Source organism: Rhizobium sp. RM, assembly GCF_013390595.1.
Taxonomy (GTDB): domain Bacteria; phylum Pseudomonadota; class Alphaproteobacteria; order Rhizobiales; family Rhizobiaceae; genus Agrobacterium.
In genome coordinates, this window is sequence record NZ_JACAWV010000020.1 from 54,919 (window position 1) to 81,375 (window position 26,457).

The 26,457-nt window shown below is 56.9% G+C and carries 21 protein-coding genes; 10 read left to right on the top strand and 11 right to left on the bottom strand.

Annotation, left to right across the window (positions count from 1 at the left end):
- Positions 1–56 precede the first annotated feature (56 nt).
- The 3 genes from HWX89_RS15660 to HWX89_RS15670 are packed head-to-tail and all read left to right on the top strand — an operon-like array spanning position 57 to position 4,187.
- Entirely contained in the window at positions 57–716 is a 660-nt protein-coding gene (locus HWX89_RS15660) for an ABC transporter ATP-binding protein (protein WP_138791811.1), read from the top strand.
- Entirely contained in the window at positions 713–3,127 is a 2,415-nt protein-coding gene (locus tag HWX89_RS15665; RefSeq protein ID WP_138791810.1) for an ABC transporter permease, read from the top strand. Before HWX89_RS15660 ends, HWX89_RS15665 begins: the two co-directional genes overlap by 4 nt.
- A complete protein-coding gene (locus HWX89_RS15670; protein ID WP_138791809.1) occupies positions 3,117–4,187 on the top strand; it encodes a lipocalin-like domain-containing protein in 1,071 nt (356 codons plus the stop codon). Before HWX89_RS15665 ends, HWX89_RS15670 begins: the two co-directional genes overlap by 11 nt.
- Before the next feature lie 34 nt (positions 4,188–4,221).
- Here the strand turns inward: HWX89_RS15670 and fhuB are convergent, their stop codons facing one another.
- The 7 genes from fhuB to HWX89_RS15705 all read right to left on the bottom strand — a co-directional run bounded on the left by fhuB (position 4,222) and on the right by HWX89_RS15705 (position 13,837).
- Complete coding sequence (fhuB, locus tag HWX89_RS15675) at positions 4,222–6,204, bottom strand: Fe(3+)-hydroxamate ABC transporter permease FhuB (protein WP_138791808.1); 1,983 nt, start codon at positions 6,202–6,204, stop codon at positions 4,222–4,224.
- Complete coding sequence (locus tag HWX89_RS15680; RefSeq protein WP_178340790.1) at positions 6,197–6,982, bottom strand: ABC transporter substrate-binding protein; 786 nt, start codon at positions 6,980–6,982, stop codon at positions 6,197–6,199. The genes fhuB and HWX89_RS15680 overlap by 8 nt, the downstream gene beginning before the upstream one ends.
- Positions 6,983–7,095: 113 nt before the next feature.
- The gene (locus HWX89_RS15685) at positions 7,096–9,537 is read right to left on the bottom strand and encodes a TonB-dependent siderophore receptor (protein WP_178340791.1); all 2,442 of its coding nucleotides are present in this window, start codon (positions 9,535–9,537) and stop codon (positions 7,096–7,098) included.
- 116 nt (positions 9,538–9,653) lie between these two features.
- Positions 9,654–10,637 carry a FecR family protein gene (locus HWX89_RS15690; protein WP_138791805.1) on the bottom strand — a complete coding sequence of 328 codons (984 nt, stop codon included), beginning with the start codon at positions 10,635–10,637 and terminating at the stop codon, positions 9,654–9,656.
- A gap of 103 nt (positions 10,638–10,740) precedes the next feature.
- Positions 10,741–11,337, bottom strand: coding sequence for an RNA polymerase sigma factor (locus HWX89_RS15695; protein WP_138791804.1), 597 nt, complete (start codon positions 11,335–11,337; stop codon positions 10,741–10,743).
- A gap of 92 nt (positions 11,338–11,429) precedes the next feature.
- The gene (locus HWX89_RS15700) at positions 11,430–12,365 is read right to left on the bottom strand and encodes an asparaginase (RefSeq protein ID WP_353505693.1); all 936 of its coding nucleotides are present in this window, start codon (positions 12,363–12,365) and stop codon (positions 11,430–11,432) included.
- Positions 12,362–13,837 carry an amino acid permease gene (locus HWX89_RS15705; protein ID WP_353505694.1) on the bottom strand — a complete coding sequence of 492 codons (1,476 nt, stop codon included), beginning with the start codon at positions 13,835–13,837 and terminating at the stop codon, positions 12,362–12,364. The genes HWX89_RS15700 and HWX89_RS15705 overlap by 4 nt, the downstream gene beginning before the upstream one ends.
- 238 nt (positions 13,838–14,075) lie before the next feature.
- Between HWX89_RS15705 and HWX89_RS15710 the strand changes: the two genes are divergently transcribed.
- Complete coding sequence (locus HWX89_RS15710) at positions 14,076–15,500, top strand: aspartate ammonia-lyase (RefSeq protein ID WP_178340793.1); 1,425 nt, start codon at positions 14,076–14,078, stop codon at positions 15,498–15,500.
- On the opposite strand, the gene HWX89_RS15715 is transcribed toward HWX89_RS15710, so the two are convergent.
- Entirely contained in the window at positions 15,472–16,185 is a 714-nt protein-coding gene (locus HWX89_RS15715) for a FadR/GntR family transcriptional regulator (protein ID WP_138791801.1), read from the bottom strand. The two genes, HWX89_RS15710 and HWX89_RS15715, sit on opposite strands and share 29 nt — an antisense overlap.
- Before the next feature lie 238 nt (positions 16,186–16,423).
- Here HWX89_RS15715 and HWX89_RS15720 point away from each other — a divergent pair, with 238 nt between their 5' ends.
- Positions 16,424–17,164: a YrbL family protein gene (locus HWX89_RS15720; RefSeq protein WP_138791800.1), complete on the top strand. Its 741-nt coding sequence runs from the start codon at positions 16,424–16,426 to the stop codon at positions 17,162–17,164.
- 89 nt (positions 17,165–17,253) lie between these two features.
- Here the strand turns inward: HWX89_RS15720 and HWX89_RS15725 are convergent, their stop codons facing one another.
- Positions 17,254–19,350 (bottom strand): TonB-dependent receptor, encoded by a 2,097-nt coding sequence (locus HWX89_RS15725; RefSeq protein ID WP_138791799.1) that lies wholly within the window; start codon positions 19,348–19,350, stop codon positions 17,254–17,256.
- Between the two features lie 259 nt (positions 19,351–19,609).
- Here HWX89_RS15725 and HWX89_RS15730 point away from each other — a divergent pair, with 259 nt between their 5' ends.
- Entirely contained in the window at positions 19,610–20,395 is a 786-nt protein-coding gene (locus tag HWX89_RS15730) for an IclR family transcriptional regulator (RefSeq protein WP_400969359.1), read from the top strand.
- A gap of 2 nt (positions 20,396–20,397) precedes the next feature.
- On the opposite strand, the gene HWX89_RS15735 is transcribed toward HWX89_RS15730, so the two are convergent.
- Together HWX89_RS15735 and HWX89_RS15740 are read right to left on the bottom strand one after the other, a co-directional pair.
- The gene (locus tag HWX89_RS15735) at positions 20,398–21,693 is read right to left on the bottom strand and encodes an NtaA/DmoA family FMN-dependent monooxygenase (protein ID WP_138791797.1); all 1,296 of its coding nucleotides are present in this window, start codon (positions 21,691–21,693) and stop codon (positions 20,398–20,400) included.
- Positions 21,690–22,493 (bottom strand): ABC transporter ATP-binding protein, encoded by an 804-nt coding sequence (locus tag HWX89_RS15740; protein ID WP_138791796.1) that lies wholly within the window; start codon positions 22,491–22,493, stop codon positions 21,690–21,692. Before HWX89_RS15740 ends, HWX89_RS15735 begins: the two co-directional genes overlap by 4 nt.
- A gap of 155 nt (positions 22,494–22,648) precedes the next feature.
- Between HWX89_RS15740 and fepB the strand changes: the two genes are divergently transcribed.
- The 4 genes from fepB (at position 22,649) to HWX89_RS15760 (ending at position 26,454) form a co-directional block, all read left to right on the top strand.
- Positions 22,649–23,617: a Fe2+-enterobactin ABC transporter substrate-binding protein gene (fepB, locus tag HWX89_RS15745; protein ID WP_138791795.1), complete on the top strand. Its 969-nt coding sequence runs from the start codon at positions 22,649–22,651 to the stop codon at positions 23,615–23,617.
- Positions 23,614–24,624 carry a FecCD family ABC transporter permease gene (locus HWX89_RS15750; RefSeq protein WP_138791794.1) on the top strand — a complete coding sequence of 337 codons (1,011 nt, stop codon included), beginning with the start codon at positions 23,614–23,616 and terminating at the stop codon, positions 24,622–24,624. The genes fepB and HWX89_RS15750 overlap by 4 nt, the downstream gene beginning before the upstream one ends.
- On the top strand, positions 24,621–25,655 hold the full coding sequence (locus HWX89_RS15755) for a FecCD family ABC transporter permease (protein ID WP_138791793.1): 1,035 nt from the start codon (positions 24,621–24,623) through the stop codon (positions 25,653–25,655). The genes HWX89_RS15750 and HWX89_RS15755 overlap by 4 nt, the downstream gene beginning before the upstream one ends.
- A gap of 130 nt (positions 25,656–25,785) precedes the next feature.
- Positions 25,786–26,454, top strand: coding sequence for a FadR/GntR family transcriptional regulator (locus HWX89_RS15760; protein WP_138791792.1), 669 nt, complete (start codon positions 25,786–25,788; stop codon positions 26,452–26,454).
- The last annotated feature ends 3 nt before the right edge of the window (positions 26,455–26,457 follow it).

Consider the following 26,457-nt stretch of genomic DNA (forward strand, 5'->3'; position numbering starts at 1 on the left):
GGGGGAATTCCCGATAAGGTCAAGTAAACCACACATGGCGTGCGCCCGGGACATCCATGACCCTGATACTGACCGATATCACCAAATCCTATTTAACGGCGGAAGGTCCGACGCAGATATTGCGTGGTGTTGATCTTCACCTGAATTCGGCCGAAAGCCTTGCACTGACCGGCGAGTCCGGTAGCGGCAAGAGCACTTTGCTCCATCTTGTCGGAGGCCTCGACAAACCCGATGGCGGCACGATTGTTGTGAACGGGCGCGAGATCGCCCGCCTGGATGATACCGACCGTGCCAATTATCGTCGCGTTGATGTCGGCGTCGTCTTCCAGCAATTCAATCTGATCCCGAGCCTCGACGTTGCCGCGAATGTCTCCTTCCATGCCAAGCTTGCCGGTCGTTTTGATCCTGCCTGGGAACGAGAGCTGGTTCATGCGCTCGGCATTGACCCGTTCCTGAAACGTTATCCGGAACAGCTTTCCGGTGGTCAGCAACAGCGGGTCGCGATTGCCCGCACACTCGCGGCAAGACCTGCGCTGGTACTCGCTGACGAACCGACCGGTAATCTTGACGAAGTGACGGCTGATATCGTTATCGACGTCATGCTTGACCTCACCAGGAACGCGGGAATGGCGCTCCTTCTTGTTACACATTCGAGCCGCGTGGCAGACAAGCTCGATCGCCGCGTTCTGCTGCACGGCGGAAAGGTGGTGGCATGAGTTGGCCCGCCTTCCGGGCGCTCCTTTCGCATTGGCGCTACCGGCCCCTTCAGTTCGTAACGCTCATTCTTGGTGTGGCACTGGCGACGGCGCTTTGGTCCGGGGTGCAGGCGATCAACGCTGAGGCGCGGGCAAGTTATGGGCGGGCAGCATCGGTTCTGGAACAGAATGACTTTGTTCAAATGGTGGACAGGGACGGCAGAGGCATTCCGACAGAAGTCTATTCAAGGCTTAGAAGGGCTGGCTGGAACGTTTCGCCTGTCATCGAAGGTGATCGTAGGTTCGGGCAGGTTCGTATCCGGCTGATCGGTATCGATCCGCTGAGTATGCCGGCAAGTGGAGGAGGAGGTGGTTTTCGTGTCACCGGCACCTCTGATCTCGTTGCCTTCGTCGGAGAGCCGGGGCAACTGATTGTCTCCGCCGCAACGGCCAGCCGCCTCAAAGATGTCGGTGGTCTGTCCATTAAGACAGCCACGGATCTTCCCGACGACGCGGCCTTCGTCGACATCGGTGTTGCCGATCGCCTGCTCAACCGGGGCGGTGCGTTAAGCAGGATTGTTGTTGCGCGGATACAAAGACCTGGTCTCACCTCGCTCGAAACGCTCGCACCGGAACTATCGATACGTGCCGCAGGCGAACGCCCCGACGTCTCCAGTCTGACTGACAGTTTTCATCTCAATCTGACGGCGTTCGGCTTTCTGGCTTTTGTTGTCGGTCTCTTCATCGTCTATTCGGCGACGGGGCTGTCTTTCGAACAGCGGCGCGGCACGTTCCGCACGCTTCGGTCGGTCGGCGTTTCTCTCCGTGCGCTGACGGCCATGCTGGTTCTCGAGATAGCGGCTTTTGCGCTTCTGTCCGGTCTGATCGGTGTGATCATCGGCTATTTTGTCGCCTCGGCATTGCTGCCGGGTGTTTCTGCCACGTTGCGCGGGCTTTATGGCGCGAGTGTTCCGGGTGCCTTGTCCTTGAGACCGGAATGGTGGGCGGCCGGGCTGGCAATGGCGCTTTTCGGCACGGCACTTTCTTCGGTCCAGAGCTTGTGGCGGGTCTGGTCGATGCCAATCCTGGCGTCTGCGCAGCAAAGAGCCTGGGCAAGGGCTTCGACACGGAGCCTCACCATCCAAGCGGTGAGCGGCTTGATGCTCCTACTCGTATCGGCGGTATTGGCTCTTGTCGGGCACGGTCTCTACGTGGGCTTTGTACTCCTCGGCAGCCTTCTTCTGGGTGCGGCTCTGATCCTGCCCGCTGGCCTGGCATTCTGCGTGGGTATTGCCCAGCGGATGTCACGGTCTGTACTGGTCGAATGGTTCTGGGCAGACACCCGCCAGCAGCTTCCAGGCCTGTCACTGGCGTTAATGGCTCTCTTGCTTGCACTCTCTGCCAACATTGGGGTTGGAACGATGGTCTCGAGTTTTCGCCAGACGTTTCTCGGTTGGCTTGATCAGCGGCTTGCTGCGGAAGTTTATGTCACGGCGCGTGACGAGTTGGAGGCTGCGCGCCTCAGGCAATGGTTTCCGAGCCATGTCAGGGCGGTTCTTCCCATCTGGAGCATTGAGGCAGACGTTGCCGGCCGCCATATGCAGATAGCAGGTGTCGCCAATGATCCGACCTATCGCGACAATTGGCCGATCATTGTCAGTCTGCCAGATGCCTGGGATGATGTCGCCAATGGAAAAGGCGCGCTGGTAAATGAGCAGCTCTGGCGTGCTGGCAGGGCGACACTTGGACAGGAGATCGAGCTTCCCGGAGGGTGGCGTACGAAGGTGGTGGGGGTCTTTTCCGATTATGGCAACCCGAACGGTCAGGTGATGGTGGGATTGGATGCTCTCGTACGTCATTACCCCACAGTTGCAAAGTTGCGCTATGGTTTGCGAATGGCGCCGGAGAACGTCCCGGAATTCAGACGCCGTCTGGCTGCGGACTTCGGTCTGCCCGAGGCCAATATCGTTGATCAGGTTTCCCTGAAGCGGCAATCGACCGCAATCTTCGAGCAGACCTTTGCCGTGACAGGCGCTCTCAATGTCCTCACGCTCGCGGTTGCAGGCTTTGCGATGTTTTCGAGCCTTTTGACCTTGTCATCTCTCCGGCTGCCACAGCTTGCCCCAGTCTGGGCGATGGGGCTTAGACGTCGTGATCTGGCTTTGCTTGAGATCGCCCGGACGCTCGCCCTCTGGTTTGCCACGTTTGTTGCCGCCATCCCGGTGGGACTTGCTCTTGCCTGGGTGCTGCTGTCCGTCGTCAACGTTGAGGCGTTCGGCTGGCGCCTGCCGTTGATCCTGTTTCCGATGGACTGGTTGTGGCTTGGTATGATCGCTCTGGTCGCCGCGATCCTGTCCGTGCTGCTGCCCGTACGCCGATTGGCAACCACCGATCCGGCGGATCTTTTAAGGGTGTTTGCCAATGAGCGTTAGATCGAAGTTCTTGGCGTTGGTTGCATCCGCCGTGCTAGCGTTCATCCCGGTCATGACATTTGCCCAGGGCTTTGCTGGTCTAGGTTCGAATGCCGAGGGCTTTTCTGTTCCGCAACGCGGTGGCCCGCTCACCTTTCCGCGGGATCATGGACCTCATTCCGACTACAGGATCGAGTGGTGGTATCTGACAGCCAATCTTGAGACCGTCGCTGGAGAGAGGCTTGGCGCGCAATGGACTTTGTTTCGATCGGCCCTGGCTTCAGGTGAAAGGCCGGGATGGTCTGATCCGCAAATCTGGATCGGTCATGCGGCGGTCACGACAGCCAGCCGCCACCACGTTGCGGAACGGCTGGGGCGGGGTGGCGTAGGGCAGGCAGGCGTTGTCGTTGCACCTTTCGAGGCATGGATCGACGACTGGAATATGATGGCCACGGGGTCTGGCAACGACCAGCTCGGTCAAATGACGCTCAGTGCAACCGGGCAGGATTTCGAGTATCGTTTCGAGCTCAAGGCAAAGGGGCCGCTGGTCCTTCAGGGAGATCGCGGCTACTCCGTGAAATCGCTGGCTGGACAGGCGAGCTATTATTATTCGCAGCCCTTCTACGAGGTCAGCGGAACTGTTGTGCTCGATGGGCGATCTGTCGATGTCAAAGGTGAGGCATGGCTGGATAGGGAATGGTCGTCTCAGCCGCTTGCCGCAGACCAGACAGGCTGGGACTGGTTTTCATTGCACCTTACAACAGGCGAAAAGGTCATGGCCTTTCGTCTGCGCGACAGCGGCACGGGTTACACGTCGGCAAACTGGATTTCAGCTGACGGAAAGGTGTCGCCAATTCCGTCTGAGGATATTTCGTTCGATCCGCTTAGGTCCGCAGATGTCAACGGCAAGCAAATCCCGGTCGAGTGGCGCGTCAGAATACCCAGTCGAGGGTTCGACATCACAACGAAAGCGCTGAACGACAAATCCTGGATGAGTACGACCACGCCATATTGGGAGGGGCCCATCCAGTTTCAGGGTAGTGTTTCCGGACAGGGGTACCTTGAGATGACGGGGTACTGAGCAGAAAGATCCGCACGCGTCCGAACCTGAACGGTTAGCGGCGGGTCCTGATCGTGATGCCATAAGCCAGCCCCCCGATCACGCTCGCCACGATCCCCGCAGGCACATCCCAAGGAAATGCAACGATGCGGCCGATCCAGTCTGAAAAGATCATCAAAACGGAGCCAAATATTGCGCATCCGTAGATATGTCCAATCGGTTTGTGAATGCCGAGAAGTCTGACGAGATGAGGAACCATCAGTCCGATGAAGCTGATCGGTCCAATGATGACTGTTGCCACACCTGTTAAAAGCGCTGTCACGATGATGATCGTCAGGCGCGCAGCGCTGGTATTGACGCCGAGGGACGTTGCCGTCGTTTCGCCAAGAGGCAGCATTGTAAGCCAGCGTCGAACGAAAGGAAGGATTCCCAAAATCATGACAAACGATATCAGCGTCATGAACGCATCCCATGGCGTTACGGAATAGGCCGATCCCGAAAGCCACCCCACCAGTCGAGTGAGCCGGATGTCACCAAAATAGGCCACCATAGACAAAAGTGAGCCGCTGAGAGCTGTGACCGCGAGACCGGAAAGAAGAAGTCTCTCTGGGGCGTAGGCGGATCGTTTGGTAAGTCTGAGTGCGATGACAAGAAACAACAGCGAGCCGCCAGCAGCGATGACCATTGTCTGAGGCCGGGTCAGTGGCGGTAAAAGAAAGATCACCGGCAGCATGATGAGTGCGGCATCAGAAGACACCCCGAGAAGTTCTGGGCTGGCGAGGCTGTTGCCGGTCATCCGCTGCATGAGACATCCAGCCATCGCAATCATGCCCCCGGCCGCGCCGGTTGCCATCACACGCGGCCAACGCCAAGGCAGCAACTCGCTCAGTTCGGCGTTTGTCGCAATGAAGAACCCATCCGGCGTTCTTCCGATGGTGAGGCTGCCAATAATAACGACTGTCAGGCATGATATCGCAAGGCATAAGATGAACCACAGCCGCCCAGTTCTCTCACGAATATGAGGGTCGCGTGTTTCTCCCATAGTCACGGGCGAGCGAACCTTGCGGAGTAGAAGCAAAATGAGGGGAGCAGCGAGGAGTGCTGTTGCTGTCCCGGCTGGAATGGCGATAACCGTCTCCAGAACCTGTATGGCCTGATCAGTTAACAGCAGAAGTGCGGCCGACAAGAGTGCGCTGTAAATCGCCCGTTGCGAAAATCGGCGTGCACCTGAGAGGCTGGCGAGTGCCGATCCACCAAGACCAACGAACGCCAGAACGCCAAGCTGCGAAGTGACGATTGCAGCGATGGTGGCCGAGATTGCCACCGCAACAAACCTTACAATTCTTGGCGAAAGTCCAAGGCTGCCCGCCGAAGCGTCGTCCAGATCAAGGAGTGACAAGGGTCTTAGCAGAACTGCGATGCCGCCAACGACAGCAGCTAATATTATCGTCAAAGTGGATGCGGTGTTCCAGTTGTCCTGTACCAAAGAACCGGCTTGCCAGAGAAGCAGATCGCCGAGTTCATCGAAATGTGTGAGTATCAGAATGGAGGTGAAAGCCTCGAGCAGAAGGCCCAGGATCAATCCGTTCAGGATCAGAAAGAGCGGTGAAAAAGATCCGCGATAGGAAAGAGCAAGAACGACAGCCAATCCCACCAGCGCCCCGACGAGGGCCGGCATCACGAAGCTCGTTATGATGGCAGGCAGCCAGATCAGACTGAGGGCGACAGCAAACCGCGATGCGGCCAGAAGGCCGATTGTTCCCGGTTCGGCGAGCGGGTTGCGTAGGCCCTGCTGCATCAGCGCGGTGGCTAGGCCTAGAAGACATCCACCTGCCAAGGCAACAATGAAACGAGGGACAGTGCCGTAAAGCAATTGAACGGATTTCAATTCGTTCGTCGGCAGATGAGGGAATGGAGATACGTCTGGCCAGCCTGCGCGTTGCAGATTGAAAGCGAATAGGGCAAGGCCAGCCAAGAGAAGAGTGGGCAAGATCAGCGACATACGGCGATCTTGCTGCCGGGCCACGAAATCAGCCATCCGTGATCGTTCCCAGTTTTTGTCCGAGCTGGTTTGCAAATCGCTCTGCGGAACGTATGCCGCCGTTCGGATAAATAACGGGCATTCGGATGACACGGCCGTTTTTTACAGCCGGCAGGACGTGCCAGAGAGCCCCGGCCTCTAATCTCTGCAAGGCAATGTCCGTCTCCTGTCCTCGGTCAAAATGGATGATGACAGCGTCCGGCTCGTCCGCCAGGCGAATAAGGGGCGCGTTGGTCACGCCGGCGGCGTTGACCCGACCGCTAAAGGCATTGCGCAGGCCCAGTTGTTTCAGCATGTCGCCCAACAAGCCGTTACCACCAAACAGTGCGAGATTTCGGCCGTCTCGGTTGAACCGGCAGACGTAAACGGGCCTCGAAAATGACTTCAGCCGAGCGCGGGTTTCGTCAATTTCAGACCGCATACCGGCTACGGCGCTTCGGGCTGCGAAGACGTGCCCGGTCATGTCTGCGAGCTTGGCAATCAGAGCCTCGCAGTGGGCGATGGCAGGGGTTTTGCCTGCGAAAACAGGGATAGGGGTCACTGGAGCGATGCGCGTCGCTGTTTCAAGGCCTGCTGCCTGCCAATCGGCGACGAAAATGCGCGATGGCGACAAGCGCTGGAGGTATTCCAGATTTGGCTCATTGAGTGGACCGAGGTCCGAGACGCTGTCAGGCATCGAAGGGTTTGCTACAAGGCGCTGATAAAGTGGGATATTCGATGTTGCGACGGGCACGGCGCCGATTGTCAGCAGCAATTCGGTAATCAGCAGGTCCATACTGACGAAACGGTCCGCCTGCTCCTGTGCAAACGAGCAGGACGGTAATGACAAATACCCGAGGGCCGCAGATGCAGCCCTCAGGAAATCTCGTCTGCGGATCTCTAATGACCCTACCATTTGTAGGAAAGAGTTGCTGACACAGTCAGCGGTTCGCCGAAACGGCATCCGTCCGTCGAAACGCACGTATAATATTTTTTATTGAACAGATTGCGGGCATTGAGCTTCAGATCAAGTCCGTCGAGATCCGCGTTCAACTTTCCAAGGTCAAAGGTCGCCATCGCGTCGAACATGACGTAACCGGGAACATTGGCGACGTTGTCCGTCAGATTGGTTTCCCCGACATAACGCATCCCGCCGCCCACACGCACGCCTTCAAGTCCCAGGTCATCAAGTCCGTAATCTGCCCAGAGGGAAACACTGTGGCGTGGAACAAGTGCTACCTGCTGCCCAATCTCGGCAGGCTTGGCGCTTTGCGTAATCTCCGCATCCGTGAAGGTGTAAGCCGCGACGATGCCCCAGTTGCCAATATCTCCACGCGCTTCGAGTTCCAGTCCGCGAGAGTGGATTTCTCCCTGCTGATAAGCGAGGCCACTGGCTGTGTACGAGACGACATTTTCCTGTGTCAGATCGTAGACCGCAGCACTGAACTGCAGATTGGTGCCGACCGGCTGATATCGGACGCCCGCCTCGTATTGCAAACCTTCATTCGGCTTGAGAGCATTGCCGGTGATGTAGTCTGACCCAACCTGCGGAAGGAAAGACTGGCTGACGCTGAGATAAGGGGCCAGGCCGTTGTCGAAGAGATAGACGAGGCCTGCTCTGCCGGTGAAGGCGCTGTCGCTTTGCTCTACGATCAAGCCGTTCTGGTAGCTTCGGGTGGATGAATCCGCCCAATCGTGGCGACCTCCCAACAAGAGCACCCAGTGATCATCAAATTTGATCTGGTCCTGAAGGTAGATTCCGTACTGGTCGCCAATGCTGTCGGAGCCACGGTCAACCGCGTAGCTGACGTTTGGTCTACCGATGTTAACACCGCTCGAGAGGTTGAGCGTGCTGTAGCTTGCACCACGATAGCGGTGGCTGTCGTAGGACCTGCGATAATAGTCAAATCCACCCAGCAGGGTATGTTGAGCACCAAGGGCATCGAACTCGTATTCAAGCGAGTTATCCGACGTTACGCCGTAGGACGTTTCAGCGCGAGCCGAAGCCAATCGCGTCATGATCCCACTCGCGCTGATTGGCGCCAGATTGGGCATCATGTAATCCCACTGAATATCCGCCTTGAAATAGCGGGCTGCGTTGCGAAGTTTGAGGCCATTTTCGAACTCGTGCTCGAATTCGCCGCCAATTGTGTAAATGTCCGACTTGTAGGTGTCGAAGCTGTCTATTCCGGTGAATGTGTCGCGATCAAGCCAACCGGATGTAATGTCAGAGAGCAGGTATGGCGGTGCAAAACGCGTGTCGACGTGTTGGTAGCTGCCGAGGACCGTCAGTGACGTGGCGTCATCCGGCCGCCAGGTAAGCGCGGGCGCGATGTAAACCTTGTCGTCATCGGTCTTGTCGACCCAGTTGTCTGCGTCACGGTAAAGGCCTGTCAGGCGATAGCTTAGTACGCCTTCATTATCGATAGGTCCGCCAAAATCACCCGATACCTGCTTCTTGTTGTAACTGCCGTATTCAACATTCACTTCGCGCAGTGGTGTCGCAGTTGGACGTTTCGAAATGGCGTTGACGATACCACCTGGTGCGACCTGGCCATAGAGGACGGATGACGCGCCGCGCATCACTTCGACACGCTCAAGGCCGTATGGCTCCTGGCCGCCGTCATACACGTTGGACTGGAACTTCATCCCGTCGCGCAGATTACCGGTGTTGCCGCTTGCAGTGTTGAAGCCACGGATCATGAAATCGTCGACCATCCGGCTAAAACCGCCAGATTGCGTTGTTATCCCGGGAGTATAGCTCAACGTGTCGGCCAGTGATGTGGCCTTTTGATTGGCAATCTGGTCTGCCGTCACCACACTGATGGATTGGGGTGTCTCGACGATAGGAGTATCGCTTTTCGTCCCGGATGAGGAGCTGCTGGCACGGTACCCCTCAAGAGGGCTAAAGGCACCGCCTGTCCCGTCGACAACAATCTGTCCGAGGGTTGTCGTTCCTGTCTGGCCGGTTCCCAAGGAAGGAGATGCAGCGCTCAAAATCGTCACGGCGTTACCGCCACTGAACGCATAGCGCAGGCCAGAATTTGCCAGAAGCTTGGAAAGAGCATCCTGCGGCGTCAGCCGTCCTTCTATCGCCGGTGCCGTCGTGTTCGCCGCAATCGACGTTTCATAAGCGATCTGCAGCCCGGACTGTGCTGAAAATCGGCGAAGTGCGAGGTTCATCGACGTTGCGGGAATGTTGAAATCAACCACTTGTACTGATTGAGCTAAGGCTGGCCTCGTGGTCCCAGCTGTGCTGGTTCCGACAATTCCGATCGCGACACCCGCCATCAGCACCCGAAGCATTTTGCCTCGTCCGCCCATCTTATCGCTACCAATAGTCCCGCTCATTGCATCGCCCCTACGCATAAACCTCATCATGGCAGGCCGCTTTCTGGCCCACCTAGATTGTTGACGCGTGAGCGAAGGTTTTACCTAAAGAGAGTTTCTAATTTTTCTGAAAATAATCACGAGATCATGATTGCCACACCAGGAATACGGCGAACCGATAGGTCCTGAGTACGGGCAACCGAGCGTAAAGCCGCCACCGGGTCGCTTGTCGAGAAAACACCGCTGACCTGGACCGATCTGTCGATCCCCGGCCTTAAAAGGACAGGCTCGTAAACATAACGGGCAATCTCGTCGATGGCGGTTGCAAAGGGCCTGCCTTCGAAAATGATCTTTCCTTGCCGCCAGGCAAGCACCATTTCCATATCGGCCGTGGATGGTCGGTCAGGTGCCATCCCCGAGGCGTAACGTGTCTGCTGCGCGGCCTTGAGGTCGACAAACATCGATCCGGCAATATCAACGACATCTGGGGAGACGGGACTGGCAACGAGGGCATAGCCGCTTACGACCGCGACGGTTGTCGTGTCGCTTACCATGTTGATCGAGATCTGGCCCTCTTCAACATCGGTGATGCCGTTCGACGCGGCAACCCGGAACCGGCTTCCGCTTGGATCGCGCGTGACACCAAATTCTGCATCCCCACGCAACAGGTGAACGAGACGAAGGTTGGGGCGATAATCTATCTTTATCGCGGTTCCCGAATTAAGTGCGATAACCGTTCCATCGGGCAAAGGCAGTTCCTGTTGTCCTCCGGCCGGTACGATGTAGTCAGCTTTCCACCATGTATTGATCGCGGGCGCTGTCAGGATTGCCACAGATGCTGCCATAGCCGCAGCACTTCCGCCAATCATCGCCCGTCGGGTCATGGATGGGGTTGTTGGGAGCTGAGGGATATCGGCAGCCCCATCCAAGAGATCCATTTGCTTCCAGAAATGCCTCTCGCGGTCAAACGCGGCTCTGTTTTCTGGTCGGTGATCACGCCAGGCCTTGAACCGTTCCAGTTCGGCTCCACTCAGTGTCCCTGAACTCAGGCGGACAAGCCAGTCACGCGCGTCAGACTCAGCGCGGTGACGTTCAGATCTGTTGATGTCATTGTCCGTCATTCAATTGGAAACCACTATTGCCGCAGCAGGCCAACGATGCCTGGCAATGCCGTTATCACACAACCCGTTAGGGCGCGCTACTATCACACCGAAGAACTGGCAGCTATCGCTCGAGCGTGTTGCGCAGAACGGCAAGGCGTTCCAGTGCGCGTCTGACATGATAATACACGGCCTCTTCCGTGATCGCTTCGATTTCTGCAATCCGCTTATGTGTCAGGCCTTCAACCCGGCTCATCAGGAAGATACGCCGTGTTCTGTCCGGCATCTGGTCAAGTGCATCGGTGACGGCCTTCAGTGTCTGCCGCCCCATAAGAAGTCTCTCAGGAGAAACGTGATCGCACGGTTCTGAAAGGATCTCTTCGATCTCAGCGTCTATGTTTCTGCGCCGACGTTCCTTGCGCAGATAGTCGATTGTTGTGTTTTGGGCTGTCTTGCGAATGAAACCCAATGGGTTGTCAACGCCAGCAGGCTGATTGGAGGTCTGTAGCTTTATCCAGGTATCTTGAGCGAGGTCTTCCGCCAGCCCCTGATCCATGCGGCGTTGTCTTGAAAAGGATATCAGTTGCGGACGCAGGCGGACAAAAGATTCCAGTAATCTGACGAGGTCGATTGTCATATTGCTCGGGTCTGCCGGTTGAGAACTGATCGTGAAGCGTGTCGTAGGACAGCTCTCAAAGCCAATCCAGCCAAGGCAGGCCATTTAATATGACAGAATTACTCTTCTTATGTTTGCGTGATATTCCTGCACCAGTTTGACCGCTCGGGCCAGGCCGTTTCAGATTTTGTTGTCGTTTACGCGAATGCGTCCTTTATCGAGTGCTCTGTAGCACCTCCCGCTATCAGGACTGCCAGTAGAATTCTTGCTTGTCCCGGACGAAGGTTGGACGAGTGCGTGGCGCCTGCCAGGCTAAGATCGTGCCCACCACCGCCACCGCCGTAGGATGGGGTCAGCTTGCCCTGTGGGACGCGGCTGGAAACCACCAATGGCACATTGCGTGCTGAGCTGCGCTGAACAGCTTCTACAATCGAGGGATTGGCATTGCCGGAACCGAGCGCGGCAAGCACGATACCCTGGGCGCCGGCGTCGAGGCTCGCGTCGATAAGAGCGCCGTCGCAGCCGGGATAGATCGCAATGATATCGATACGGAGCGCACCGACATCTCCGGAATAAAGACCTGGCGGGTTGTCCTGCCCGGTCGATTGACGGAATGCGTCGATCTCATCGGCGGAATGCTTGTAAAGGCCCCAGGCAGGGGATGTGCGTCCACCGAAGCAGACCAGAACACCGCGCCCGGCATTCTTGCAGTCAGTTGCAGCAGCAATCGCTGCAGCAAGATTGGCCGGTCCGTCTGCCTGGGGATGATCGGCAGTGTGTTGTGCGCCGGTGAAGATGACCGGTTTCGTCAGGCGATTTTGCAGTTGCACCAGCATGGCGCTTTCTTCCATCGCATCCGTGCCATGAAGGACAACGACACCATCGATTGTGTCGTCGGCCAGCAGTTTTCCCACCGCATTGCTGATCGACTGCATGTCGGCCAATGTGAGGCTTGCCGAATCTTTTGCCATCAGATCGATGGCTCTCAGGTCGACGCTGGATTGGGGAAGCAAGCCGACAAGGCTGTCGCCGTCGAGGCAGGGTGCGCTGGAGCCGTCGGCGTTACGCTTGCTGGCGATGGTTCCACCGGTGGCGATGACCGCCACCAGTGGTTTGTTCAAAGAGCCGATCACGAAGCGATCCGATCATCGGCCGCCGCTTGCTTGGCGGCTGTTTCGGCAGCGATGGCCGCAATGCGGTCACGAGCGAGAAACCAGCCAATGATCAGGGCCGGTACGATGATGATCAGGGAACCAATCGTCCAGCTGCCGACCGGATAGTCCAGCGCCATGAGTACCAACACACTGAACAGGAAGATGAGCGTGATGATACCGGTGTAGGGGGCGCCGAACATCGCGAAATCCGGCCGCTTCATCTTGCCCTGACGTGCAAGGCTCCAGAGTTTCAGTTGGCAAAGTACGATCACTGCCCAGGCGCTAATGATACCGAGTGCCGCCAGATTGAGGGCGATCTCGAACGCCATGGCTGGCACGATCGCGTTCAGAACGATACCAATTGCCGTGACCGCTGCGGTTACCGCGATCCCACCATAGGGGACACCGGCCTTGTTCATCTTTGCAAGTGCGGCCGGAGCGGAGCCCGATATCGCCATTGAATGCAGAATGCGTCCCGTGGAGTAGAGGCCGGCATTCAGCGACGACAGAACGGCCGTGAGCACAACGAGGTTCATGATGATGTCGGCACCTTCGATGCCGATGGCGCCGAAGAAGGTTACAAACGGGCTCTCACCAGCCTTGTAAGCGCTATAGGGCAACAGCAGAGAAAGCAGAACGACCGAACCGACATAAAAAACCAGCAGGCGAACAACGACGGTGCGGATGGCGCGCGGCATGATCTTGCGGGGGTCTTCAGTTTCGCCCGCAGTGGTGCCGATCAATTCGATCGAGGCATAGGCAAATATCACGCCCTGAATGATCACGAATGCCGGTAATATGCCGTTTGGCAGAAAACCGCCATTGTCGCTGATCAGGCTGAAGCCGGTGACGTGACCTTCGATCGGGGTACCGAAGATGACGAAATAGACGCCGACGATCAGGAAGGTGACGAGCGCCAGAACCTTGATCAGGCTGAACCAGAACTCAAGTTCGCCGAATACCTTGACCGAAAGAAGGTTCATCGCCAATACGACGACCAGAGCGATAAAGGCGAAAACCCATTGGTCGATGCCCACCAGGAAGGGCACGTACTGTTTGAAGAAATTCATGTAGAGCGCGACCGCGGTCACGTCAGCGACCGCCGTCATAGCCCAGTTCAGCCAGTACATCCAGCCGACGGCGAAAGCCATCTTCTCGCCGTAGAATTCGCGGGCGTAGGAAACGAAAGAGCCCGAAGTCGGGCGGTGCATGATCAGTTCGCCGAGCGCGCGAAGAACCAGAAACGCAAAGAAACCGCAAAGTGCGTAAACGAAGATGAGGGCAGGTCCGGCTGCCGCAAGTCTTCCGCCAGCTCCGAGGAAAAGCCCGGTGCCGATTGCACCGCCAATGGCGATCATCTGGATCTGACGCGGTTTGAGGGCTTTTTGATAGCCCTGGTCTTCGGCAAACTCGATGCCTTTTTCAGCCTTGATCTGTGTTGATGTATTCACTGAAACGCTCCTCCCTAGAGCTCTCATATCTTGCCAGAAGGCGAGGGATGATTTCGTTCATTCGCGTATGTCGTCGCGGAATCCTGTAATGCTGTAATACAGATTTCGCCTTCTTAAAACCATGATTGGGCTTTCGTCAAGTTCGATGAAATTCATTTGACCATTTCACCGAGGCAAGCTTATGTGTCAAAATCTGTCTTACAGCATGACAGATTGTTAATTGTGGAGGATGCCAGAAATGGCGATACGCATTGAAAAAGATCTTCTCGGCTCGAAAGAAATTCCGGTGGATGCCTATTGGGGCGTCCATACGGCCAGGGCCGTCGACAACTTCCCCGTCACCGGCATCACGATCAGCAAGTACCCGCACGTTATCCGTGGCCTTGCCTACGTCAAGGAAGCCGCAGCGGAAACGAATTTCGAACTCGGCTTTCTCGATGAAAAGCGGCGGGATGCCATCGTTGCAGCCTGCAGGGAGATCAGGGCCGGGGCCTTGCACGATCAGTTCGTTGTCGATGTGATCCAGGGTGGCGCCGGCACGTCCACGAACATGAATGCCAATGAAGTGATTGCCAACCGCGCTCTCGAACTTTTGGGCCATGCAAAGGGTGACTACGCGCACCTGCATCCCAATGATCACGTCAATCTCAGTCAGTCGACGAATGACGCTTATCCGACCGCCATCAACGTCGGGACGATCGAAGCTATCGACACGCTGGCAGTGTCGATGGAGTTATTGCAGGGAGCATTCGAGCGAAAGGCAAGGGAGTTCGATCCAATTCTGAAGGTTGGACGTACCCAATTGCAGGACGCGGTTCCGATGACGCTCGGCCAGGAATTCCGCGTCTTTGCGGTTATGCTTGGAGAAGACCGCGCGCGATTGCTTGAATCTGCGACCTTGCTGCATGAAATCAACCTTGGCGCGACGGCGATCGGTACCGGTCTCAATGCTCCTGTGGGCTATGCTGCACTGGTGTGCAAGCACCTTGCCCGGCTGACGGGGCGGCCCTTGACGACCGCTGTCGACCTGATCGAGGCCACGCAGGATCCTGGCGCATTCGTGCACCTGTCCGGAGTTTTGAAGCGAGTTGCGGTCAAGTTGTCGAAGACCTGTAACGATCTGCGCTTGTTGTCCTCGGGACCGCGTGCCGGCATCGGCGAGATCAACCTTCCGGCCATGCAGGCGGGTTCAAGCATCATGCCGGGAAAGGTCAATCCGGTGATCCCTGAGGTTGTCAATCAGGTGGCTTTTTCGGTCATTGGCAACGACATCACCATCACCATGGCCGCGGAAGCCGGCCAGTTGCAGCTCAACGCCTTTGAGCCGGTGATCGTACGCTCACTTAGTGACAGTATCGCCCATCTTGAGGCGGCCTGCCGTATTCTTGCAGAGCGTTGTGTCGATGGCATCACGGCCAATCCGGGCATCATGGCTCTGCGCCTGGAGCAATCGCTTGGTCTTGCGACCGCACTCAACCCGCTGATCGGCTATTATGCGGCGACCCAGGTTGCACGGGAAGCGCTGGAGACCGGTCGCACCATAGTCGAGGTAGTGCTTGAACGAGGGCACCTGACTGCCGAACAGTTGGATAAAGCGCTACGTCCGGACGTTCTGGCGAATGTTCAGGCTCCGGTCAGCGATCCGGCTGAACTGTCCCGATAATCTCGGTGACGGCCAATTTCACCTGACCGAGGTGAAGCTCCATGGCTCGCGAGGCGTCGTCTTGCGAGCCAGCATCGACCGCCGTAGCAATCTGACGATGTTCCCGGTTGGATGCCACACGGCGACTGGCCATCAGGTTGACCAGTTCGGACTGCTGCATGAGTGCATCGCGTGCATCCATGACAATCTTGGCAAACACGGCATTGCCGGACGCTTCTGCCAGAAGCATATGGAAATCGGAATCGAGCCTGACCCAGCGAAGCGGGTCTTCTTCCTTTTCCATTTCGTCGCAGAGTTTTAGAAGGCGCGCGGATTGCTGTTTCGTGCGGCGCAGCGCCGCCCAGCCAGCGGCAGGGACTTCGATGAACGGGCGCGCTTCGATCAGATCTCGTGCAGAATAACCACTATAACTCAGATCGCTTGATGGCGTGGCTGTCGTCACGAACGTGCCACTTCCTGTCCGCGTCTGTGTCATCCCTAACGTCTGAAGCGAACGGAGGGCTTCCCGAATAACCGGACGGCTGACACCGTATTTCGACGCGAGATGAGCTTCAGATGGCAGGCGCCTGCCAACTTCGATACGGCCGGAAATTATCGCAGAACGCAGCTCTTCGAATACCGCTTCAGCCGCATTTTTGCGACTGATCGGGCTACTTTCTGACAACCAATCAGTCAATGCACTCATACTGTCAACGTGTCCGATGGTTGTCTTGTTGTCAATTCCCGGCATGTTGCAGGATGTGGTTTTGCCGATGATACCAACAGCCAAACCGCAGGAAAACTGCATGCGGTCGCATGTCGCAGAGGTAACGAAGGCGTGATTGGCTGCCGATCTCCTGACCGTATCGTCGTTCGCGGGCTTTTTCTGCAGTACAACCTGCCGTATACGGAATGTGAAAGTTTTGTGACAGGTGGAGGTGATCATGTCGATAATCGTGGGTGGACAAGGAATGTTGGCGTCTTCGGTGAAGCTCGCTGACAAGCCAATCGCCAAAGGCATGTCACGCGAACTTTATGCGCTTCCCGGTACGGATCTCATTGTCAAAGTCCAGGCCAAGGAACCACCGCCCCGGCGGTATTTTCAACGGGTGAAACTGTTGGCGGCGCTGCGCCGGTTTTATAAGACCATGATCCCCTTGCGACGCGAATTACATGAATACGACAGGGCTTCGAGGGAGGGCATGCGGACGGCGCGCCATCTTCAACGCTTTGCCGGGTTGGTGCAAACCGACAAGGGAACGGGCCTTGTCGTGCAGCCAGTCACCCAAAAAAACGGATCATTGGCGATGACGCTCGACCAGACGCTGGAGACCGGTCGTTACGATGCGAAGACTGACGCAGCACTCAACGAGTTTTTGGACTGGTTCGTAAAAAGCGGCGTCGTCGCCGCCGACGTCCATTTGAAGAACATTGTGCTGGATGAAAAAAGCAATACGCTCGTGTTGATCGACGGTATCGGCGACAAGACGTTTCTTCCTGTCCGGGCATGGTTTCCGCGGCTGAACACGACCTATAAAAAGCGCCTTGCGCAGGCGATCTATACGGAAGTTGCCTTCCGGTTCCTGAGAGGCTCGCTGGGCAAGCAGACGATCGTGCTGTTCCTGATGTTTGCGGGAACGCTCTTCGGCATCGATATTTTGGACGGCCACCTTATCGATGGCTGAAAGTCATGAGCCAGCCAAACCATAGATGACCGGTAAAACTCGGACTCAAGGCCGGCTTGCAACCAAGCGGCCGGCCTTGAAGTCGCAAATTAGAACGAACCTTTGACACCGATACCGAACATGCGTGGCGCGGTCATACTTGCCTCCAGTCCGCCGATGCCTCGGTTCTGCTGCATGTATGTCGGCGCGCGTTCGTCGAAGACATTCTTGACGTAGCCATAGACTTCGAGCCCGTCACGGAACTGATAGCTCGCACGGACATCGGCGATTGTATAGGGCTCGATCACGTAGGCTTTTGTGTTTCCAATGTCGGAATAATAGCCATCGAGATGGCGAACCTGACCTGATACGTTGAACTTGTCGGTCACATCCCAGCTCGCGCCGAAGCTGACCATATAGCCCGGTGATTTGGCGAATTCATTGCCTTCATAGTTCGTGTTGCTGGACATCCGTTCGATTTCGGTCTTGAGCAGACCGGCGTTCGCCTTGAATGTCAGATTATCGAGAACCCGATAGTCGCCACCAATCTCCAGACCGTAGGCGTGCGCTTCCTCTGCGTTGATCGTGTAAGACTGGGTCAGCGTCGAAGTCACCTGGACAGGAATGTTATATTGGGCGTTTTTCATGTCCATGTAGAACAGATTGCCAGTCAGCGTCAGCCGGTCGTCGAGGAGGTTCGCTCGGGTAAAGAGCTCGTAGTTCCAGAGCTTCTCCTCTTTGAACTCCATCCATTTCTGCGCGGAGATGTTGAGAGAAACACCACCGGGGTTGTATCCGCGGCTGACGAGAGCACCAACGGTCCAGTCGTCCGTGACGGCGTAGGCAATCGATGCTTTCGGCAGGACTGCGGAGAAGGTCGTATCGAAATCGACGGGGTTTGCCGCATAGACAGAGGTGCCGCTTCGTTGAATTTGATCGCGCTGGTAACGCAGGCCACCCGTCAAAGACCACTGATCGCTTAGGCGATAGGTCATTTCGGTGAAAAGACCAAGATTGTCCTTCTGGTCATCGAAGGTCGAGGTCGTCTTGCCATTGTAAGCGAGGTAGAGCGCCTCGTCGGCCTGTGTGTGGTTGTAGAAGATGCCGACGACACCGCTGAGTGTGTCATCCTGCTCGCCGAATGTGACGCGGACTTCTTCCGAGACATTGGTCTGATCCACATCTGCGTCACCATTATTCACCACGCCGACCCGGCGCTTGGCGTTCGAATCCGTGAATTGCGTCTGGTTAAACACCTTCACACCATTCTCAAAATCGTAGCTGATGTCGAAGATAGCTGTGTCGGTTCGCTGCCTCCAGCTCGGCATTGTTGTTGTCGTGTGGTTCAGCGCATCGAACGGGACCGATGCCGCTTCCTGGCTGGGGCGGTTGGCGTTGCTGTGCGAAAGCGTGAGCTTGGTGCTGAGCCCCGGGATCTCGGAAGGCTCCCAAAGGAACTTCAGCCGAGCGTTGAATTCCATGAAATCCTGATCTGTGCCTTTGCTGGCAAATCCGGAATTGATGTAGTTGATGAATGTATCGCGCCCCGAGTAATCAATCGCGATACGGGCAGCCAAGTCCTCGCCAACGATGGGACCAGAGAGTGCGAGCGATGCGCGCTTGGTGTGGTAGCTGCCCAATTCGGCCTGGTAGGCGCCCTCTGGCGTGAACGTCGGGTCCTTGGTGTTGACGACGATCGCGCCAGCGATCGCATTGGCGCCTTGCGATGTCGTCTGTGGCCCGCGGAAGACTTCGATGCTTTCGACATCCCACGCGGATGTCGCACCGTAAATGAATTCATTGTAGCCGAGATAGTGGCCGTCGACATTGATTGTTGCGCGCGGAACAGTGCCGGCGAAGAAGGCCGTAGCACCGGTGTTCGGTCCCTGTGTGTCCTGTCCGCGAATGATCGGGGCACTGACATTGTCGGGGAAGACCACGTTGGCGGTGTCCGCAATAACCTCCGAAACGGTCGCGTTTCCTGTCTTCTCCTTCTCGATTTCTCGCGCTGATTTGATCGCAACTGAGGAGGCTGTGCTCTTCAGATCACGTGCCACCTTTTCCCCGGTGATGATGATCGGTTTCAGAACTGTGGCGTCCTCGTTCTGGTTCGTCGCGTCCTGCGATCGTGCGGGAGAGGCGGTCAGGAGTGCGAGTGTCAGGATGCTGACGCTGCTCGAAAAACGAAGGATGGGGCGCGATGTCATAAAAGATCTCAAAACTGGAGTTGAAAACTCATGTTCGGTAACTCGTGCGATGATATTCCGCAATAGGGAATGCATTCCATAATGTGAACATTGTTGTGTGATGGTGCTTTTGTGCCAAATTGGCAACAGGCAGGAGAACGGGTAAGAAAAGAGCATTGCCGCAAACGTCGGGATTCTGGCATGACAGCGATGTAATGCTCAGGTCGGGCCAATATGAAATGGCACGGGGATGCCGAGATGCAGTGGGAGAGATTGGGTTTTGAACGACGGTATAGGCAATGAAGACGGCGGTGAAGCGGACAAACGATCTGGTGTCATTCAGTCTGTTTCGATCGCAGCGCGATTCCTGACCATTCTGGCTCAGTCCGAATCAGCTCTCGCACTCGGCGAACTGGCGCGGCGCGCCAAAAGCGGACGCTCAACCGCGCATCGCTACATGCAGAGCCTTGTGAAAGAGGGGCTGGTCGCCCAGGATCAGGTCACAGGTGCCTACGATCTCGGTCCGGCAGCTCTGAGCCTCGGTATCAGTGCACTGCGGCGCATAAGCCCGGTTGAAGTCGCGGCACGTCATATGAAAACGCTAGCGGCAACGATTGGCGCCAGTTGTGGCGTAGCGATCTGGACCGATCGCGGCCCGACGATTGTTCAGTGGTACCGCAGCTCCAGCTTTGCAATCAGCACTGTCTCGCTGGGAGACGTTCTTCCCCTTGATAACACGGCCTGCGGTCTGGTGTTCCAGGCCTATCTTCCGGCAGATCGCATCGATGCGGTGCGCAAACTCCAACCGGACGCCTTTCGGGGCGCACGCCCGGACGAGGAGCAGTTTTCGGAAATCCGCAAAAAGGGCGGCGCCGAACTCGATGAGCATCTTTTCAACGCGTTGACGGGAAAGGCCGTGCCGGTTTTCAATGCCCACGGCGAAATTGCCTGCGTGGTTACCACCGTATCCTTCGTGAAAACGGCGCGATCCGAGGGGCATTTTGCGGCGTTGCTGGAGGCTGGCCGACTGGCGACATCGGATTCAGGCTTGCCTGCCAGGTCTTGATGCTAAAGCTCGACAAGGTCATTTTCTGTCGATACGCCGAGATGGTCGCGTAACGTCGAACCGTTGTACTCAGTGCGGAAAAGTCCGCGTTGTTGCAGGAGCGGCACCAGTTCGTCAAAAAACAATGCAAGCGATGCGGGAGAGCCTCCGGGCAAGGCGATGAAGCCGTCCAAGGCTCCCGCGTCGTGCCATTCGGCGATTTCCTCGGCAACGTCCTGCGGTGTGCCGACCGACACCCAATGGGCGGAGCCGACGACTTCCGGACGTTTCAAGATGTGTGCGACTGACGGTTCCTCTCGCTCGATGAAGCGGCGCAAAAGATCGGCATGGGTGCGGCTGCGCACAGGCTGGTCGATTGACGGCAACATTGCAGCGTTCACCTTTGCATCGAGCGGCATATCGGCGAGATCGAGGCCGAGGACAGACTTGACCGATTGCCGACGGTAGTCCTCGCCGAGATGGGCGTGGGCTCTCTCGTGCAAGGCAACGGCTTCTTCGCGTGTCTTTGCCATGAAGAAGTGGAGACCGGGCAATACCTTGATGTCTTCCGCTTTCCGCCCATGAGCGCGAGCGCGTCTGCGCAGATCGCTCCTGAGGTCGATCGCGGCGGTCATGTCAGGTGTCGCCGCAAATGTTCCATTGGCGATCGACGCGGAAAAGTCGCGGCCGATCTCTGAGGCGCCGGCCTGGAAAAGCAGAGGTTCGCCCGATGCATGGCAGGGAACATTGAGCGGTCCCTTGATACTGAAGAACTCACCTTGATGTTCGATAGATTGAGGCTCTTTACCGGGCATGTTGCCTGGATTGCTTCGCCACAGGCGGCGGACGACATCGGTAAATTCTGCAGCCTTTCGATAGCGGATTTCAGCTGATGGCATGGGCTCGCCGCCAAAGTTTTCGGCTCCCTCGATCGAAGTGACGATATTCCAGCCGATACGTCCATTGCTGATCCAGTTCAGAGATTGCATCTGGCGCGCCACGACATAGGGAAGATTGAACGTGGTCGATGCTGTCGTCACCATCCCGATATGTGTCGTGGACCGGGCAATCGCAGCAAAGAGGACCGTAGGCTCGAGGCCGACCGGCGCTAGACCGCTGGCTTTACGTGCGCGTTTGAGAATGCCGACGTAATCGACCTGAAAAACGAAATCGAGCTTTGCAGCTTCCGCCCGCTTGGCAAGAGACGTCGCGAAATCAACCGGGTCCGGCGGTATTCCAGTCTTGTCGGTCTCGGCAGATGGAACCTGAAGCCAAAGCGGCGCCAGGCAAAATCCGATATGAAGTTTGGACTGGTTCATGGCACGTCGTTCCTGAGCATCTGGAGCCGTCCCTTTGGGACGATCATGGGGGTATTGGAATAGGGATCGGTGATGATCATTGATGATAGCCCGTAGACATCTTCGACAAGGTCTGCGGAAACGATATCCGCAGGGCGGCCTTCGGCGACGATTCGGCCATCACGCATGGCGATCAGGTGTGTGGCGTAACGGCAGGCATGGTTCAGATCATGCAACACGGCGACGATCGTCCGGCCTTTGATGTTGAGTTCGGCCAAGAGATCGAGAACCTCGATTTGGAAGGCTATGTCGAGAAACGTGGTGGGTTCGTCGAGCAGCAGGATGGATGTGTCCTGTGCTAGGACCATTGCGATCCAGACGCGCTGGCGCTGGCCGCCTGACAGTTCTTCCAGCAGAACGTTAGCCAACTGGCTGACGCCGGTCGCCTGCATGGCATTTTCGACCGCGAGCTGATCTGCGGTCGACCATTGTCTGAGAAACGACTGGTGTGGAAAACGCCCGCGACCAACCAGTTCCGCAACGGTAATACCGACAGGCGCCGTTGCACTTTGGGGAAGCAGGCCTAGTTGCCGGGCGAGTTCGCGGCTCGTGAAGGTTTCAATGGTTTTGCCATCGAGAATTATCTCTCCTGACGCAGGCCTCAGAAGTCGGGACAAGCCGCGTAACAAGGTCGATTTACCGCAGGCGTTGGCACCGACGATAACCGTGAAACCGCCGTCGGGGATGCTTACGGAGAGGTCTTTCGATACGGTTCGTTTATCGTATTGCAACGTCACCGACTGTGTTCGAAGTCGCGCCATTCGTTCGTTCCCTGACTGTGGACCGTGGTCCACTGGCGTATTGCATTGCGGAACGCATTCTGCAATATGGCCGCCGAAAATATTGACTACATTCATCATGTTTTGCGGTTGGCGCTCCCCGAGCGCCTGCGCCGCGCCTGTAGCTGGAGCACCTTATGGCACGACGCCGAACGTTTCTGTTCATCGGACTTTGCCTGACACTGTCCGCAACCGCTCCCTTTCGTCATGCTTTGGCTGCGCAATCGGATTGGCCGCGTGAGATTGAACACGCCAAGGGAAAGCTGACGTTGCCGGCCAAGCCTGAGCGGATCATTTCAACGGCACCGAGCCTGACAGGTATCCTCCTTGCCATCGGGGCGCCGGTGGTGGCTTCGGCTGCAACAACGCCCAGTGGCATGACCGATGCGACCGGCTTCTTTTCACAATGGTCAGACGTCGCTCATCAACGCGGTGTCGAGGTTCTCTACGGAAATCTTGTGTTCGATATCGAGGCGGTTATCGGCTGGAATCCGGATCTGATCATCGGCTCATCAACCGGTGCCGACAGTGTCGCTCAACATTATGCGGAGCTGAACCACCAGCATCTGCCGGTGATGATTGTCGATTATGCCAATCACGGCTGGCAAGATGTTGCGCGTCAGTTGGGACGTGCGACCGGACGGGAAGAGCAAGCTGAAGCGGCCATAAAGGAATTTGATCAGTACGCAGCCGACGCGGCCACGAAGCTTGCCTTGGTGGCTGGTAAGGTGACTGTCGTCGGCTATAACATCGGTGGCAGCTATTCGATCGGCAAGCCTGAGAGCGCACAGGCACAAGTCCTGTCATCGCTCGGCATGACCGTGGCGGGGCTTCCCGACACCTTGCGTGGAGGCGTCACCAGGTCAAGCGACTTTGACTTCATCTCTCACGAAAATCTGCCGGCAGCGATCACAGGCGATACAGTGTTTCTGTTGCGCGCAAGCCCGAAGGATGTTGAAGCGTTTCTGGCTGACCCTATCCTCGCCAATCTTCCGGCAGTCATCAATCGGCGGGTCTATCCCCTCGGTCAGTCGTCGTTTCGCATCGACTATTACTCGGGACGTCAGATGATTGATACTGTTGTCGATTCGATGCGCAAACCATGACGTCACGTCGCGCCCGTCGAATTGCGGTCACTGCGGGGCTTTTTGGCTTCCTGATCGTGCTTTCGGTCGCAAGCCTTGGTCTCGGTTCCAGGCACATCGACCTGCAGACGGTTAGGGCTTCTTTTCTGGCATATAATCCGGCCATCGATGAGCATCTGATCATTTGGTCGTTGCGCGCACCGCGAACGCTTATTGCAATGCTGGCCGGTGTTGCGCTTGGCGTAGCCGGTGCTCTCACACAGGCGGTCACCCGCAACCCGCTCGCGGAGCCGGGTTTGCTCGGTGTTAACGCCGGTGCCGCGACCGCTGTTATTTTTGGCGTCGCGGTTCTCGGCATCCATGACATCGGTAGCTACGTCTGGTTTGGCTTTGCCGGAGCAGCCGCATCTGCCTGTGCGGTCCTGCTGCTCGGTCGTGCCGGAGGAAGTGGAACCGATCCGGTGCGACTGGTGCTTGCGGGTGCGGGGCTTTCTATCGTTCTTGGCTCGGTCACCGGTGTCGTCGTCCTGAATGCACCGACAGATGTTCTCGACAATTTCAGAAACTGGGCCGCGGGCTCGGTCGAAGGAAGAGGCTTCGACATTGCGGGCGTGCTAGCCCTTGCAGTCGTGTTCGGTTCCATCATCGCCATGGCAATTTCTTCCAATCTGAATGCCATCGCCTTGGGAGAAGAGCTTGCCAGGTCACTTGGCGCCAGCGCTGGCGCTACAATGATTGGGGCGTGTGGCGCGGTGACACTTCTGGCAGGGGCTGCAACCGCAGCAGCCGGTCCGATAACCTTCCTGGGGCTGGTCGCACCACAGATAACACGCAGCGTCATCGGACCTGATTGTCGTTGGATAATACCGGTATCCGGGCTGACTGGGGGATGCGTTCTGCTGCTCTCCGATGTCGTTGGCCGTATCGTGGTTGCACCCGAGGAAGTTGCTGCGGGAATTGTCGTTCTGTTGATCGGGGGACCGTTCTTCATCTGCGCCGCCCGTCATTTTCGTTTGGGGAAAGCATGAGAAGTGGTTTTCCGCCTGTGTTCCGCTTCGGCAACGTATCGATCATCTGGAGACCAAGGAGCATCATTGTCTGCTTCGGCTTGCTGCTAGCGGCGACAATTGTTGCCATGCTTCTTCTGGGAACAGGGAGTCTCAAGTTCAGTCCGAAAGAGGTGCTGGAAACGCTCCTTGGTGCCACTCAAAATCCCGCTGCCGAGCGCATCGTGCTTGGAATCCGGCTGCCACGGGTTCTCACAGCCGGGCTGGTTGGAGCTTGTCTTGGCGCGGCCGGTTCAATCTTTCAGTCGATTTCACGCAATCCGCTTGGGTCACCCGACATACTCGGCTTCACCACGGGCGCCGCGACGGGCGCCATCGTTCAGATCATTCTTTTTGATGCTGGAGCGTTGGAGACTGCGGCCGCGGCCGTGGTGGCGGGGCTCGCTGCTGCTGGACTTGTATATAGTCTGGCGATGAAAGGGCAATCGAGTGGCGGTTATCGGCTTGTGCTTGTCGGTATCGGGGTCGGTGCCGTTCTTTCAGGCCTGAATACGGTGCTACTTGTGAAGGGAGACCTTGACCAGGCCATGTCCGCACAGCTCTGGCTTGGCGGTTCACTCAATACGCGAAGCTGGTCGCATGTCGTACCGGCAGCGATTGGCCTTTTCGCGGTTATTCCATTCGTTCTCACCTATGCAAGTCGACTGGACGTCATCGAAATGGGCGACGATACGGCTGGGCAGCTCGGTGTCAATGTGGAGCGCACCCGCTTTCTAATGGTCATGATGGGTGTCGGGCTGACTGCCATTGCTACAGCGGCCGCCGGCCCCATAGCCTTCATTGCGTTGATTGCTCCGCAACTTGCCCGACGCCTGACGCATGCACCCCAGGTGCCACTGTTATCGAGCGCTTTGATGGGGGCCACACTTCTCCTTTGCGCGGATCTCCTGGCGCAACGACTGCCACTTAATCTCAACCTGCCGATCGGACTTATGACCGGCATGATCGGTGGGGTCTATCTTTTGTGGATTCTGGCCCGTAGGCGAAACTGATAACGCCGGATGGATGGGCAATCAATGTCTGCGGATTGCTTTGTTAGCTCGCGTCTGCGCGCCGATTGACTCCTTCAATGACGATCTCTATTCATCAAGTCATCAGATGACTTGATGAATAGAGATCGTCATGCAAACCGTTAGCAAATCCAGTCTGACACACGAGGCAGCACAAGCCATACGAGGTGAGATTGTCGCGGGTCGCTGGGCGATCGGTGATAAGCTTCCGAATGAGGCGGGGCTGTCGGCAACGCTTTCTGTCAGTCGCGGTACCGTGCGCGAGGCCGTCCGTGTCCTCGTGGCACAGGGGTTCCTCGAAACAAGACAAGGTTCTGGCACCTATGTGCTCTCCGTAACCGACCCGACAGAGACCTTGACCATGGCGCGGCGTGCAAGTCTACGCGACCAGTTTGAAGCGCGTTGCGCTCTGGACGTCGAGGCTGCACGACTGGCTGCGATACGACGAACACCCGCCATCATTGGAGAGTTGCGGCGTCTGCTGGCTGAACGGGGCAACTACGAGGGCGGCGACAATTCCGCGTTCATCGTGCGCGATCTCGCCTTCCACAAGGCAGTTGTCGCGGCGTCTGGAAACCGCGCGATGGTCGAAATCTACGAGTTCTTTTCGGTCTCCATCGCTGAGACAATTCAGGCGACACTGCGGGCGGAAGTGCCCGAACCCGATATGCAGGCCCATGCGGATATCGTCGACGCGATCGAATCCGGTGATGCCGACAAAGCCGCTGTCGCAGTTCGCAGCTTTATGGCTCCTATCTTCTCCACTCTCGACAGATTGTAAAAC

Excerpts from the sequence above, each read along its gene's own strand:
- HWX89_RS15660 (WP_138791811.1), top strand. The coding sequence starts at position 57 with ATGACCCTGATACTGACCGATATCACCAAATCCTATTTAACGGCGGAA.
- HWX89_RS15665 (WP_138791810.1), top strand. The coding sequence starts at position 713 with ATGAGTTGGCCCGCCTTCCGGGCGCTCCTTTCGCATTGGCGCTACCGG.
- HWX89_RS15670 (WP_138791809.1), top strand. The coding sequence starts at position 3,117 with ATGAGCGTTAGATCGAAGTTCTTGGCGTTGGTTGCATCCGCCGTGCTA.
- fhuB (WP_138791808.1), bottom strand. The coding sequence starts at position 6,204 with ATGGCTGATTTCGTGGCCCGGCAGCAAGATCGCCGTATGTCGCTGATC.
- HWX89_RS15680 (WP_178340790.1), bottom strand. The coding sequence starts at position 6,982 with ATGGACCTGCTGATTACCGAATTGCTGCTGACAATCGGCGCCGTGCCC.
- HWX89_RS15685 (WP_178340791.1), bottom strand. The coding sequence starts at position 9,537 with ATGAGCGGGACTATTGGTAGCGATAAGATGGGCGGACGAGGCAAAATG.
- HWX89_RS15690 (WP_138791805.1), bottom strand. The coding sequence starts at position 10,637 with ATGACGGACAATGACATCAACAGATCTGAACGTCACCGCGCTGAGTCT.
- HWX89_RS15695 (WP_138791804.1), bottom strand. The coding sequence starts at position 11,337 with ATGGCCTGCCTTGGCTGGATTGGCTTTGAGAGCTGTCCTACGACACGC.
- HWX89_RS15710 (WP_178340793.1), top strand. The coding sequence starts at position 14,076 with ATGGCGATACGCATTGAAAAAGATCTTCTCGGCTCGAAAGAAATTCCG.
- HWX89_RS15715 (WP_138791801.1), bottom strand. The coding sequence starts at position 16,185 with ATGAGTGCATTGACTGATTGGTTGTCAGAAAGTAGCCCGATCAGTCGC.
- HWX89_RS15720 (WP_138791800.1), top strand. The coding sequence starts at position 16,424 with ATGTCGATAATCGTGGGTGGACAAGGAATGTTGGCGTCTTCGGTGAAG.
- HWX89_RS15725 (WP_138791799.1), bottom strand. The coding sequence starts at position 19,350 with ATGACATCGCGCCCCATCCTTCGTTTTTCGAGCAGCGTCAGCATCCTG.
- HWX89_RS15735 (WP_138791797.1), bottom strand. The coding sequence starts at position 21,693 with ATGAACCAGTCCAAACTTCATATCGGATTTTGCCTGGCGCCGCTTTGG.
- HWX89_RS15740 (WP_138791796.1), bottom strand. The coding sequence starts at position 22,493 with ATGGCGCGACTTCGAACACAGTCGGTGACGTTGCAATACGATAAACGA.
- fepB (WP_138791795.1), top strand. The coding sequence starts at position 22,649 with ATGGCACGACGCCGAACGTTTCTGTTCATCGGACTTTGCCTGACACTG.
- HWX89_RS15750 (WP_138791794.1), top strand. The coding sequence starts at position 23,614 with ATGACGTCACGTCGCGCCCGTCGAATTGCGGTCACTGCGGGGCTTTTT.
- HWX89_RS15755 (WP_138791793.1), top strand. The coding sequence starts at position 24,621 with ATGAGAAGTGGTTTTCCGCCTGTGTTCCGCTTCGGCAACGTATCGATC.
- HWX89_RS15760 (WP_138791792.1), top strand. The coding sequence starts at position 25,786 with ATGCAAACCGTTAGCAAATCCAGTCTGACACACGAGGCAGCACAAGCC.